Source organism: Alteromonas sp. ISO5, from assembly GCF_058105165.1.
In genome coordinates this window covers 4,591,850-4,605,197 of the sequence record NZ_CM176572.1, presented here as the reverse complement: position 1 = coordinate 4,605,197, position 13,348 = coordinate 4,591,850, and the positions used below count along the sequence as shown (strand labels likewise).

The window sequence follows — 13,348 nt, the reverse complement described above, 5'->3', positions numbered from 1 at the left end:
CTAGAATTCTATTTTGTGTTAAAACTGCGTTAGTCACAAGGTGGCTAACGTGTTACCGGCACATCGGCTACACCGGCTCTGGCGTTCAGATAGCGGGCAAACACATACAGCCAGTCAGACAAGCGATTGATGTACTGTTGGGCGAGCCCGGATACTTCGGTATGTTTGGCCATGCTGATCATACGTCGCTCGGCACGGCGGCACACGGTACGACAAACATGAGCCTGCGCAGCCGCCATACAGCCGCCGGGTAAAATAAAGCTGGTTTGGGGTGGTAAGTCGGCCTGCATCACATCGATATGGGATTCCAAATCCACTACCGCATCAGCAGCCAGTGTGGAACTGGCCGACACCGCAAATCCAACACTGAATAAGGCATTTTGAATGGCTGCCAGCATGGCTAAATCGCTGTCACTGCCCTGTTTGTCTTTTTGCAGGCGAGCGCTGAGCAGGCCAATCTGCGCGTTGAGTTCATCGAGGCTGCCGTAACATTCAATAATGGCGTCGTCTTTGGCCACTTTTTGCGGCTTGTTAACATAGAGTTGGGTTTCCCCCTGATCGCCGGTTTTGGTATAGATTTTCATGATTAGTCTTGCTCCTCGCCGGTTTGCGGCGCTGCAGGCCGATCGTAACGGCGGATTTGTACCAGCATGCCAAACAGCGGATGGTCAAAATAGTGAAGTTGGGTACTGATCACGCGGCGCTGCTGGGAAAACGGAACAGAGACTAGTTCGTAGGCCGGTGCTGCACCGGGCAGGGTATTGGTCGATAAGACCGGCTGCCGGTAAAACAGCTCGCTGTTAATGTGCAGGTAGGGCACGCGGTTGATGTATTTAAGGTATATCTGAATAAACCCATCAAGCTCCCAGATAGGGGATAATCGCTTCACTTCCGACTGGGTATTGCCGTCATCATTGGTTTCCGGTGGTGCTGTCATACCGGCAAAACTGATTGGCTGCGGGTTATTCAGGCGCTGATTCAACTCCGCGAAAAAGGTATCTACTGGTTCGAGCCGCTCGGCGTTATGCTCCGTGTCGGGTTGGTCGCCCGGGGGGGATTGTTGCGGACGCAGATCGCCGTTCTGGGTAAATTGCCGGGCGAAATTCTGGCCGGCAAATAAACGCAGGGTTTCGGCTTTATCCTGACCAAATTTTACTTGCTGACGCCAGCTAAAATGCGCCAGGCGTTCAATGCCCTTACGCCAGCGTATGCTGGTGTATATGTCATCCTGAGTCAACTGGTCAGAAGGTAGTAAATGAGGGCCGTTGGCCCGCTTAAAATTGGCACCTTGCACATAAAGCGGCGTTTGCTCACGCGGCGGTACATATAAATCGGGTTGCTGCCACTGCCAGGTTTGTGTATTGAATACCGGTTCCTTCTGGCTGACACAATTGAGCGGGCGGCGTTTTACGCTGACCGGCTTAAGCTGTTCTTCGTTTAAATAAAACGACAACCAGTAGGCCGCAATGGCTGTGGGGTCAGGAGGAATAATTTCAGTTGCTGGTGCTGAAAACGGGACTGTCTGGTCAGATAAAGTGTTCTCGGACTCCGCTAAGCCTTGCTTGGCTTTATCAGCTGGCAATGAGAGCTCGTTGTCTTCATTGCTTAATGCATTGCTTTGGTCAGACGCCGGAAGGTTGCCTCTTCCAGCAAGCTCTGCCTGTTCATTCGAAGCAGGTTTGTCCGGCTCGATATAATAATCGCGCAGGATTTCTTCCTGGGAGGGGGCTTCTGCCCACAGTGGTGATGGGGAGGTGTCGCAAACCGGTAAGGAGTTGTACACCATCGTAATGTCTGGCTGGTAATACTTGGTCAGCAAATCCCAGTCAGTTTTTGGTGTGCTTAATACCTGTTGACGTTCAAACAGCTCGGCAAGATCGCTCACCGCGGTATCGCGGGCGAACAGCATTACCTCGATGTCGAACCACCATTTATCTTCGTCGTTGGCTTGTACCGGGCTAGCGGTTATACAACTGAGTGCGAGCAGGCTACCAATAATACGCCTCATGCCTGGCTGATCTCCCTGGCAAATTCTTCTATAAGCCCGTCCACCATAGCTAATCGTTCGCGGGCTGTCTCGGTTTTCTTTACGATCCGCAGTTTTTGACTGCCTTCAAACTTAAACATTTTATTGCGGGTTTGTACCAATTGAATAATAAAACCGGGGTCGACCGGTGTATCTTCGTTAAACTCGATGGTACCGCCGGTGGCAGTCATTTCTACTTTATGAATGCCCACCCGACGTGCTTTAAGCTTAAGCTCGGCCACTGCAATCAGATTTTTTGCGGCATCCGGGAGCAGGCCGAAGCGGTCGATACACTCAATCTGGAATGCTTCGATATCATCGCTGTTTTTACAACTGGCCAGTTGTTTGTACAACGATAACCGGGTGTTTACATCGGCAATGTAATCTTCTGGTAATAGCGCCGGTATGCGCAATTCTATTTCGGTATGCAGGCGGTTAGCATCGCTGAGTGACGGCTCTTTGCCGGCTTTAAGGGCATCTACCGCTTGTTCGAGCATGTCCATATAAAGTGAGTAACCCACACTGGCAATCTGACCGGACTGATCTTCGCCGAGCAATTCGCCGGCACCTCGAATTTCTAGATCGTGAGTGGCCAGCGCAAAGCCTGCGCCTAAGTCTTCCAGGCTGGCAATGGCTTCCAGGCGTTTAACGGCATCGCGGGTCATGCGCTTAGGATGCGGTGTTAACAAATACGCATAGGCCTGGTGGTGTGAACGCCCAACCCGGCCGCGTAACTGGTGCAGCTGCGCCAGGCCAAGATGGTCGGCGCGGTCCATAATAATGGTGTTGGCGGTGGGCACATCGATACCGGTTTCGATAATAGTGGTACACACCAGCACATTAAAACGCTGATGATAAAAATCACTCATTACCGACTCAAGCTCGCGCTCGCGCATTTGGCCGTGTCCTACGGCAATGCGGGCTTCTGGCACGATTTCGGCAATTTCTTCGGCCGTGCGAGCGATGCTTTCTACTTCGTTATGCAGGAAATACACCTGACCACCGCGCAGAATCTCCCGCATGATGGCTTCGCGAATAACCGCTTTATCCCGCTGTTGTACAAAGGTTTTTATGGCCAGCCGTTTAGCCGGGGCGGTGGCGATAATCGATAAATCACGCATTCCCGACATGGCCATATTTAACGTACGCGGAATGGGCGTAGCGGTAAGAGTAAGAATGTCTACATCGGCGCGCAGGGCTTTAAATTTTTCTTTCTGGCGCACGCCAAAGCGGTGTTCTTCGTCGATGATAACAAGGCCGAGATCATTAAACTGAATGGTGTCGCCGAGCAGCTTATGAGTACCGACCACTATATCCACAGTACCGTTTTCGATACCGTCCATGACCGATTTGGTGGCTTTACCGCTCACAAAGCGGGAGACCACCTCAATGCGGAACGGCCAGTTGGCAAAGCGGTCTTTAAAGTTTTCGAAGTGTTGCTGCGCAAGCAGGGTGGTGGGCACCAGAATGGCCACCTGTTTGCCCTGATTAGCGGCTAAGAAAGCCGCGCGCATGGCTACTTCGGTTTTGCCAAAACCAACGTCACCACATACCAGTCGGTCCATGGCCTGCGGGCTACCCATGTCTTGAATGACCGCGTTAATGGCCTGCATTTGATCGGCGGTTTCTTCAAACGGGAAGCTGTCGGCAAAGCTTTGGTATTCTTCCCAGGTAATGGGGTAAGCAAAGCCCGGTTTGGCAGCGCGCTTAGCGTAGACATCGAGTAGCTCTGCCGCCACGTCACGCACCCGCTCAGCAGCCTTTTTCTTGGCTTTTTCCCAGGCATCGGAACCCAGGCTATGCAATGGCGCAGAATCCTGCTCACCGCCGCTGTAGCGCGAAATTAAGTGCAGCGAGGCAACCGGTACATATAATTTTGCCTGCTTGGCATATTCGATGGTTAAAAACTCGGTGGTGACGCCTCCGGCGTCGAGGGTTTGCAGACCTATATAGCGGCCTACACCGTGGTCGAGATGCACCACTGGCTGACCCACAGACAGTTCAGCCAGATTGCGAATAATCGCGTTTTCGTCGGTCGGTTTTTGTGCGGTGCGTAAGCGGCGCTGACTGATTTTGTGACCGAGCAATTGGGTTTCGGTAATAAACAGTAATTCTCCGTCGGGATTGTTCCAGCGGAAACTGTGCTCCACCATACCTATGGAGATACCAACCGGTTCGTGGCTGGTAAGAAAATCGTCGAAGTGCGCAAACTCCACCGGTTTAATCTGATACTTACTTAAGATGTCGAGCAGGTTTTCCCGGCGGCCCTGGGATTCAGCGCAGAACAGCACTTTTGCACCGCGATCCCGGGCTTCCGATAAGGTATTTAATAACGCCTGGGCGGGCTGCTTCTTTTGTGGGTTTAAAGCGATATTGTCGAGCTTTTCGCAATGCAGGTTGTGTTTACCGGCTGCATCGTCGAGTGGTTGCGAGGTCAGCGCCACCCGCGGCCATTGTTTTAAGCCAGCAAATAATTCGTTAACCGGTAAAAACAGCTCCATCGGTGCCAGTAACGGGCGATGTTTGTTGTAGCGATATTGCTCATAACGCTCATTCAGATCGGCCCAGAAAAATTCACAGGCATCGCTGACATCGCCATGTAGCATAATAAGGGTGTCGCGATGAAAGTAATCAAACAGTGTGGCGGTTTTTTCGAAAAACAGTGGGAGATAATACTCCACACCGCTTGGCATGGTGCCTCGGGTGATTTGATTGAACACCGACTCAGCACTGTTGCTGGCGTCGAAACGCTCTAAAAACTGCTGGCGAAACAGGTTGAGCGCGGCTTTATCGGTGGGGAACTCCCGGGCCGGTAGCATGCGAATTTCAGCGACTGATTCGGCGGAGCGTTGCGAGTCCGGATCGAACAGGCGAATACTGTCTACCTCGTTATCGAACAGGTCGACTCGGTAGGGATCTTTAGAGCCCATAGGGTAGAGATCGATAATACTACCGCGAATAGAAAATTCGCTGTGGCTCATTACCTGACTAACATGCAGATAACCAGCTTGTTCTAACTGGCGGCGGAACTGGTCGCGATCCAGTTGCTGACCACGCTTTAACAGCAGCAAATGCTGGCCAATATATTCAACCGGGGCCAAACGCTGCATCAGGGTGTTGATGGGCACAATAAAGATGCCACGGGGTTCCTGGGTTAGTCGGAACAGGGTTTCCAGACGCTGGGAAATAATATCCTGATGCGGCGAGAACGTATCGTAAGGCAAGGTTTCCCAGTCGGGGAATAAGGTAACCGGAGCATCATGCTGACTGCCCTGAAAATAGCGGATTTCTTTTTCGAGTTTGAGCGCTGATGGGGTATCGGCGGTTACCAACACGATAGGGCGGACGGCCTGCTGACTGGCCTGGGCAACGGCGAGCGCGCGACTGCTGCCTTGCAACTGCCCCCATTGTTGTTGGTCCTGAAAACCGGCTGACGACTTGGTTTTGGGCAGTGGCAAAGAATTAAGCGTGGTTGTCATGATTCCTTAACGATTCTTTTTTTGAGCGTTTAAGTTTTTTACTTGCAGGTTAAGCGTTTTTATTTTGGTTGCGCTTGCGAAGCTGCTGCGTTTGTAAATGCAAACTGGCTCTGACTAACAGTTCCTGATCCTGTTCGCGGATCCGGGTAAAAATGAAGGCTATATGGTAGCCATCCGATTCCTGCTGGCAAGTAATAACTTCGCCGTAGCAAAAAATCGCCGCGGCTTCTTCTGATACAAACAATTTAAGTTCTGCCAGAGTACCAACATCCAGTGCTGAAGGGTGGTTAATGATAACGCCACCGCCGCCGAACCTGATACTCTCAAAGCGATAATCCGGATCGTCCTGCTGATGTAAAATATACGACATCATCAAATCGATTTTGCGAGACTGATGGTTAAGGTAATTCACCAGTTCGGAAGCGTGATCACTCAGGTTGCGCAACGGGCGCAGCGCCTGGGATTCGATAGATGCCATCTCGCTGGCAATGCGAAAGGCGTAGGGCATGTGGTCTTCGAGTTGTTCGTTGTCTGGCAGGGCACAGTGCTCGTCGAGTTGACGCATATTGACCTTAATTGCGTGGCTGATTAAGAAAAACTCATTAAACTGAGCTTGTTTTTCTGCCAGGGTTAACGATTCCACAATACTCTCCAGGCTGACTTGTGTGCAGGGTAGCTTACACGTATTATGCACCGAGCTTAAGTCTTTGTTTATCATTAAAACGTACAACGTACCGTATTGATTAAGAGTAGTGTAGGGAAGGGTAAATACCAAGCCCTCACTGCCCAGGTACAGGTGAAATTTCATGGCCTATCCGCTTTCTGCCTATATTGCTCTGCGTTACTCCACAGCAGGTAAACACAACAGCTTTGTGGCGTTTATTAATCGCTTCTCGGTAGCCGGGATAGCTCTGGGGCTAATGTCGCTGATTATTGTTCTTTCGGTAATGAACGGTTTTGAAGCTCAGCTGCGCCAGCGGATTTTAGGCATTGTGCCACAGGTGGTTGTTCATGACGCCAGTGTTGACGAGGTACTGGAGCTTCCCTTAAGCGACGTGCGGGCCGCCAGCCCGTTCAGGGAAGCTGAAGGATTAGTGCAATCCCGACAGGCGCTGCGCGGCGTGCAGTTGCAGGGCGTTGACCCAGAAACAATGGCGCAACACAGCATTGTGAGCGACTACATGCTGGAAGGGAATTTTGAACGCCTTGAAGAGATTAAGTTTGGCGCTATCATCAGCCGCGCACTGGCTCAGGAGCTGAGTGTGAATGTGGGCGATCAAATCAGGGTAATGGCTGCCGGTGCAAGTGTTTATACACCATTTGGCCGCATGCCAAGCCAGCGCCTGGTGACGATAGCCGCTTTGTTTAACCTGGGCTCTCAGCTTGATGACAAAGTGATTTACTTGCGGCTTGACGATTTAACCCGGCTACTGCGCAAACCCAAAAACAGCCCGGCTGATGTACGCCTGTTTTTAAACAATGCGTTTAACTACCAGGGCGTGGTGGCTGAGCTTGAACAGGCGGGTTATTCAACCAGTAATTGGCGCTCACGCCAGGGGCCTTTGTTCGATGCGGTAAAAATGGAAAAAAACATGATGTTTTTAATGTTGCTGCTAATTATTGCGGTGGCGGCATTTAACATTGTGTCTGCACTGGTGATGGTGGTGTCGGAAAAAAGTGGTGACATTGCCATTTTACTCTCCCAGGGGATGACGGTAGCCACGGTGCGCGCCATATTTATGCTCAACGGTATCTTTAACGGCCTTAAAGGCGCATTCATTGGTGCTGCGCTGGGAATTGTAGCGGTTGTGTATATCAACGATATACTGGAACTATTGGGAATCTATCTTGCGCTGTCGGCCGATGGACCAGGCTTACCCATTGATATGCAATGGCACCAAGTGGTTTGGGTGACGCTGTTTTCCCTGGGATTGTGCCTGTTAGCGAGCTGGTATCCGGCGCAGCGAGCTATGAAAGTGCAACCGGCCAAAGTTTTACAGCAGGAATCATAAAAACTTGATTAAATGGTCAGGTTTTTGGGTTTTGCCGTGCATTGTGGCATAAAATTTTCTATAATCTTGTTCTTTTCTTTCGCTCGGTTACCGATTCTATGGATAAAGTCTTTATTACGTCGGCGGATCTGCTTCAGGATTCATTTCGACTTGCCTCAAAAGTGTATAAGGACGGCTTTCGTCCGCAATTTATTATTGGGATCTGGCGGGGCGGCGCGCCAATTGGTATTGCTGTACAGGAGTTTTTTGAGTTTAAAAAATTTCCCACCGACCATATTGCCGTAAGAACTTCTTCTTATTACGGCATTAACAAGCAAAGCAAAGAAATTCGCGTGCATGGCCTGCATTATCTGATTGAAAATGCTAATGCCGAAGACGCCTTGCTGATTGTTGATGACGTATTTGACTCAGGCCGCAGTGTAGACGCATTGATCAAGCAAATTAAGAAGCTGATGCGCCTGAATATGCCAAAAGATATCCGTATTGCCTGCCCGTATTACAAGCCAAAAAATAATAAAACAGACATCGTGCCTGACTACTACGTAAATGAAAGCGATGAGTGGCTGGTGTTCCCCCATGAAATTGCCGACATGAGTGAAGAAGAAGTACGCGCCGGTAAAACTGAACTGGCCGACGTTATGGATATTCTTTACGATAAAGAGTAATACATTTGCGGCGGCTAGATTCCCAGGCGGGATAAGGGGCTGATAACGCCATTTCCACCTTGTTGCAGAACATGCGTGTAGATTTGAGTTGTTCGCACATCGGCATGACCCAACTGATGTTGGACGGTTCGAATGTCGGCTCCAGCCGCCAGTAAATGCGTAGCGAAGGAATGGCGCAGCGTATGAGGGGTGACATGTTTGGTTATCCCTGCATCTGAACTGGCCCGCTTAACATTTCGTTGTAATTGTTTCTCATCGATATGATGCCGTCGTAGTTGTTTTGTTTCGGGATCTATACTCAGACGCTGAGAAGGAAACAAGTACTGCCATTCCAATGTTTTATTGCGTTGTTGGTACTTTTTACGTAATCCTGCTGGCAGCCAGGCTCCAGCAAACTGGGGTACGTTCAGATCCCTTAATAGTGTTTGTTCCACTTGCTCAATTTGCGTTTTCAATAATGGTATTAATGCCTCTGAAAGCGTTACTACCCGATGCTTTCCGCCTTTGCCAAACCATATTCTTATACACTTATAATCAAAGTCAATATCACCTGCTCTAAGGCGAACACACTCCATTAAACGAAGTCCACTGCCGTAAAGCAATGCGATAGCCAGATAGTGTTGTTTGTTTACTCGATTGAGAAGGGCCTTCACTTCATCCTGGGTTAATACTACCGGCAGCTTACGTTCTCGTTTACTGTTTAAAAACGTCATCTCCTCAGGTAAGGGGCATTCCATAAATTTATTGTATAAGAACAATAGAGCATTAAGCGCTGTAGCTTGAGTTGATTTTGCGCATTGTCTGCGGATAGCCAGGTGAGTAAGGTAAGCTTCAACATGTTCGGCATGCATTTGCTGAAGTTCGGTAAATTTATGAAAACGAATAAAATCGGTTATCCAGGTTAGATACGTTTCTATTGTGCGTTTAGCGTAACCACGAGTGAGCATAAACTCATAAAGTTGATTTAAAAATTTAGATTTCATTAATAAACGCGACAAGTAAAAAATGAGTCAAGAATAAGAGACAATAGATTGGTTTAAAACTGGCATAACGTAGAGATTTGTGACAGGTTGCGTGTTTTACCCCAAACCATAAAATTTGTAGGGAATGGTGTATTTTACGCACCACAAAAAACACCAAACCAGCCCCATACTTCTATGTTTGGGATTTTTAAGCTAATCTGGGTTAATAAATCTGTGAAATAACACCATAATAGTGGTTTTAATTTAACCATTTTGGTGTCTATTTAGTAGTTATGTGCCACAAGGAAAGTTATGGCTGATTCTTTAGATGTAGTATTTGAGTTTGTAGAACCTGCAATAGAAAAACTTGAGAAAAATGGCTCAGATAGCCTTTCTGAGCTGGAAACTACGATACTTTCAGTTTGGTTACTCGAAGCCGATGTGAATAATGGCGGCTTCAATCAATATTTTTGGAATTCATCAGGGAATTTCGCAAACCAAGTAGTAAGCTCACTTCATAAAATAGGAGCTGTAGAAACGGCTGGTATCGTAAAGGCCGCTTTAGCAAACTTTCCTAATTCAACCCCGCCGACAAATAGAAAAGAACGACAAAATACACTAGAGGCCTTGGAAGAGTCTGGTGCATTAAAACTTGATAGCTTAGATAGCGAGTTTTATGAATATCCTTGTGATTTAACTGAGTTAATGTATCAATATCTATTAAAACAAGGTGCGGTAGGTGGCACATAACAAAAAAATCATGTCGCCCGCCGGCGGGCTGGGACATAAACAGACAGGCGGCTTCGCCATTGTAGCCTGCCTGTTTGTGCCCCATATTTAGGTGTTATACGCCAAGGAAACTATGTTTATTCTTTCAAGTGATTGGGACAGTTCAAACAATGCAAGTGCGGTTGTTGAGGCTCACGCAAAATACAACAAGTACCTTGACCAAAATAAGTCTGCATTTCCTTCAAGTGCTTTTGCATTTGCTACGGCTAAATGGCATCACGACTTTTCAGATCATAAAGCACTTCATGATTCATGGTTAACTGAGCTTGTAGTATTGGAAGGCGGTAATTCTGGGGCACGTTCAACAAGTATAAAACTTAAGTTGTTGGGGGCTTACCAGGACGGCCACCTAAATTTGGTTTATGAAAATGTGAGTGCATATCAGTTAGGTTCAGCAGTCGCAGGACACACTTCGATAGACCGAGATGAAGTTAGATTGTCAGATGATGGTAATGTCGTTCATGAAATCATTTGGTGGCAAAGTGTCAAATGGCTAATTGAGTGCGAGGATATTAGATTTGATTGGGTTCCAATTGACGTTGGCGTATAACAACCCAATCAACACGCTCACTGCGTTCGCTGGGACGCATACACGCGGGGCGGCTTCGCCATTATGCCCCACATGTCTGCGCCCGTTATTGGAAAGTTAGCCATTACAAGGATGTTTTAAATGAAGGTAGTTTGTTTTTTGACAGTTTTTATGCTTGGTGGATGTGCGAGTATCCCGCTGAGTACAATGTTAGAATTCAGTTCTTTTCAAAAGAGTGATTTTGTAGCTCTTGAACCCGCAGACATCAAAGCAAAGATCATCATCGATCAGCCTGTCGAAATTGATATTGAGAAAGTTGATTTAGGGCTTGAACTAGAAACTGACCAAGGAAATAGAATTTATAAATTTCCATTATCGTTAATAGAAAGGCGCTCTATTCCAGCCAAAAAAGGCTGGCTTAGTGTTGACGAGGCCAAAACAGAATATACTTTCAATTTGAACGCAGAATCTGTTAAAAATTTTCAAGACGTCCAGCAATTACTGACGAATAGTGGTGGCGGAAAATTTACTTTCTCTGTTAACTCTGGGTTTGAAAAACTGCCGCTTGATCTAGAAAGTGTTAACTTATCAATACTTTTAAAGCTAAAAGATACCGAAGATTTCGTACCAATTTTCGAGGATGCTTCAATCGAAGTTGGGCGTGATGGCTAACAAAAAAATTATGTCGCCCGCAAGCGGGCTGGGACACAAACAGCCAGGCGGCTTCGCCATTATAGCCTGTCTGTTTGTGCCCCATATTTAAGTGTTAGGCAACAGGTCATCTGCATGTCAGTACCGCAAAATAAGACCGATCTTCTTTCTGCAATCCAGAAAGAACATAGAAAACTAAGCAGTGAAATTGCACTGATTCCTGCTGAATTCGTCTTGGACAAGACTATGGATGGACATGCCAAAGGCAGCAAAATGAGTCCTCATAACTTGATCTCGTATCTTGTTGGCTGGAACGAACTAGTTCTGAAATGGCACGCGAAAATTGCGTCAGGAGAAAAAGTTGACTTCCCCGAGACCGGATTCAAGTGGAATGAACTGGGGTCGCTAGCGGGAAAGTTTTACAAAGACTATGAAGGCGTTCCATTTGATAACTTGGTTGTGCGACTGAATTCCGCCAAGGATAAAATAGTTGAATTGGTGGAGAGCCATGACGACTCTGAGCTCTATGGAAAGCCATGGTATGAAAAATGGACTATGGGAAGGATGATTCAATTTAATACCTCTTCTCCATACACCAATGCCTGCGGGCGACTCAGAAAGTGGAGAAAATCTAGTCATGCCTAACAATTCATTCAAGCCGACGCCGCTTCGCGGCGCGGCTTAATTCAGGCGTTGGTATGACTCCCTTTGTCAACCCTGAACGAGTGCTTCCCTGACACTCTTTCAGTCCATAATTAGTTATCTTTTTCACTCAAATAAATGAGCTAACGCACCGGATGAGGCAGTAATGTCGTCGGTTGTTATGCTGGTATTCGTAGGTTACTTATTCGATGAATAAGCAGAGCTGACCTTACTCAATCCGCCGTGCCACCTTCTCATCAGTCTATGCTCGTGGGTCAATCACGGTTAAGTGATTGCCATCATAACGCCCTCGTAGGTTGTGCCACTTTCCGCGGCCCGATCCGAATGCGTTAGCTCAAACTCGTTTGTCATGCAGGTACCCGGCTCAGTCTTAATTTGGGATTAACCGGTGTGAGTACCACTTCTTTTGCGATTGCCCAGATGTAGGCTGCCATTTCCCTGGCAATGGCGGTAATGATGAGGTTGTAGTGTTTTCCTCTCTTGCTCATCCGCTGATAGCGTTTGCACAGGCGAAGCTGTGCTTTCCAAGCAATATCGACGATGTCTTTGGGTAAGCCTTCCTGCCTTAACTGTAACTCGGTGGAGACGTTTGCCGGGTATCGATAACTGTGCGCACCTTCAATCAGTAAACGCCTGGCTCTGCCGTTTCCGGCTTTAGTAATGGCTCCTAAGTGCCGCTTTCCACCTGATGATTGTTCGCTGGGAACCAGGCCTAAATAGGCCATGAGTTTTCTAGGATGGTCGAAGCGGTGTAAATCACCGAGTTCTGCCACGACGCCGACAGCCACCAACAATCGAACGCCGCGCATAGCCTGAATCGCTTTCACCACAGGATAATAACGCCATTGGTGAACATGATGAGTGAGTTCATTATCCAGCCGTTCTAATCGCCGGATACGTTCCTCAATGGTCTGAAGTTGTTCCTGCAAAACAATTTGCTGCGCCGGATGGGGCAATATCAATTCAGTGAGCCAGCGCAGGTGTTTCTTCGACCAGTTGGCTGTGCCTTCATAACGAATATTGTTTCGAAGCAGTAAGGCCTTAAGCTGATACTTCGCTTCTTTTAAATCCTTCATGGCCGCTTCACGAGCGCGGGATAAATCGCGAACCGCTTCATCTTCGGGCTCCGGGACATAGATTGGCGTGAGGTCTTCTGACTTCAATGATCTCACCAATTTAAGCGCATCCCGGCGGTCGGTTTTAATTCGCTCCCCAGGCTTTTTGGGAATAAGAGATGGCGCAACCACATAACAGCAATGCCCCAGGCTGGTAATGAGCCGGTATATCCAATAGCCACAAGGTCCAGCTTCATAAACCACGTGCAGAGTCGCGCCAGGATATTTCGATTCAAACTGACGTAGCAGCTTTTTAACACTGACCTTGGAAGAGGGGATACGGCCATAGTGAACAGGACTCGCCCCGCGTTGTTCTTCACAATACGCCACTTCATGAAATTCTTTGTGCGTATCCAAACCAATAAAAATCATGCTATGTTTATTCATGCTAGCCTCCAAATTGATTTAGTATTGAACAAACTAATTATGGCAATGGCTTTCAGCTAACCCACGAAAA

The 13,348-nt window shown here is 47.9% G+C and carries 12 protein-coding genes; 6 read left to right on the top strand and 6 right to left on the bottom strand.

The features are described 5' to 3' along the window. Positions 1 to 44: 44 nt before the first annotated feature. From AC2T0J_RS20890 to AC2T0J_RS20875, 4 genes are read right to left on the bottom strand one after another with little or no spacing between them, the layout of a single operon-like run. A complete protein-coding gene (locus AC2T0J_RS20890; RefSeq protein ID WP_489807665.1) occupies positions 45 to 584 on the bottom strand; it encodes a cob(I)yrinic acid a,c-diamide adenosyltransferase in 540 nt (179 codons plus the stop codon). A 2-nt stretch (positions 585 to 586) separates the two neighbouring features. Then, positions 587 to 2,008 (bottom strand): CsiV family protein, encoded by a 1,422-nt coding sequence (locus AC2T0J_RS20885; RefSeq protein ID WP_489807664.1) that lies wholly within the window; start codon positions 2,006 to 2,008, stop codon positions 587 to 589. Then, on the bottom strand, positions 2,005 to 5,505 hold the full coding sequence (gene mfd, locus AC2T0J_RS20880) for a transcription-repair coupling factor (protein WP_489807663.1): 3,501 nt from the start codon (positions 5,503 to 5,505) through the stop codon (positions 2,005 to 2,007). Before mfd ends, AC2T0J_RS20885 begins: the two co-directional genes overlap by 4 nt. Positions 5,506 to 5,554: 49 nt before the next feature. Continuing rightward, a complete protein-coding gene (locus AC2T0J_RS20875; protein WP_489810374.1) occupies positions 5,555 to 6,148 on the bottom strand; it encodes a PilZ domain-containing protein in 594 nt (197 codons plus the stop codon). A gap of 163 nt (positions 6,149 to 6,311) precedes the next feature. On the opposite strand from AC2T0J_RS20875, the gene AC2T0J_RS20870 reads away from it, so the two are divergent. Continuing rightward, on the top strand, positions 6,312 to 7,517 hold the full coding sequence (locus AC2T0J_RS20870) for a lipoprotein-releasing ABC transporter permease subunit (RefSeq protein ID WP_489807662.1): 1,206 nt from the start codon (positions 6,312 to 6,314) through the stop codon (positions 7,515 to 7,517). 98 nt (positions 7,518 to 7,615) lie between these two features. Beyond that, positions 7,616 to 8,182, top strand: a complete 567-nt coding sequence (locus tag AC2T0J_RS20865) for a phosphoribosyltransferase (RefSeq protein ID WP_489807661.1) — start codon at positions 7,616 to 7,618, stop codon at positions 8,180 to 8,182. A gap of 14 nt (positions 8,183 to 8,196) precedes the next feature. On the opposite strand, the gene AC2T0J_RS20860 is transcribed toward AC2T0J_RS20865, so the two are convergent. Next, entirely contained in the window at positions 8,197 to 9,165 is a 969-nt protein-coding gene (locus tag AC2T0J_RS20860) for an integron integrase (RefSeq protein WP_489807660.1), read from the bottom strand. Positions 9,166 to 9,456: 291 nt separating this feature from the next. On the opposite strand from AC2T0J_RS20860, the gene AC2T0J_RS20855 reads away from it, so the two are divergent. The 4 genes from AC2T0J_RS20855 to AC2T0J_RS20840 all read left to right on the top strand — a co-directional run bounded on the left by AC2T0J_RS20855 (position 9,457) and on the right by AC2T0J_RS20840 (position 11,758). Beyond that, positions 9,457 to 9,894 (top strand): DMP19 family protein, encoded by a 438-nt coding sequence (locus tag AC2T0J_RS20855; RefSeq protein WP_489807143.1) that lies wholly within the window; start codon positions 9,457 to 9,459, stop codon positions 9,892 to 9,894. Positions 9,895 to 10,006: 112 nt separating this feature from the next. Next, positions 10,007 to 10,483, top strand: a complete 477-nt coding sequence (locus tag AC2T0J_RS20850; protein WP_489807659.1) for a hypothetical protein — start codon at positions 10,007 to 10,009, stop codon at positions 10,481 to 10,483. Between the two features lie 120 nt (positions 10,484 to 10,603). Continuing rightward, the gene (locus tag AC2T0J_RS20845; RefSeq protein WP_489807658.1) at positions 10,604 to 11,134 is read left to right on the top strand and encodes a hypothetical protein; all 531 of its coding nucleotides are present in this window, start codon (positions 10,604 to 10,606) and stop codon (positions 11,132 to 11,134) included. A gap of 114 nt (positions 11,135 to 11,248) precedes the next feature. Then, positions 11,249 to 11,758 (top strand): ClbS/DfsB family four-helix bundle protein, encoded by a 510-nt coding sequence (locus tag AC2T0J_RS20840; protein ID WP_091828237.1) that lies wholly within the window; start codon positions 11,249 to 11,251, stop codon positions 11,756 to 11,758. Positions 11,759 to 12,123: 365 nt separating this feature from the next. Here the strand turns inward: AC2T0J_RS20840 and AC2T0J_RS20835 are convergent, their stop codons facing one another. Next, positions 12,124 to 13,278: an IS110 family RNA-guided transposase gene (locus tag AC2T0J_RS20835; protein WP_489807657.1), complete on the bottom strand. Its 1,155-nt coding sequence runs from the start codon at positions 13,276 to 13,278 to the stop codon at positions 12,124 to 12,126. Between the last annotated feature and the right edge of the window lie 70 nt (positions 13,279 to 13,348).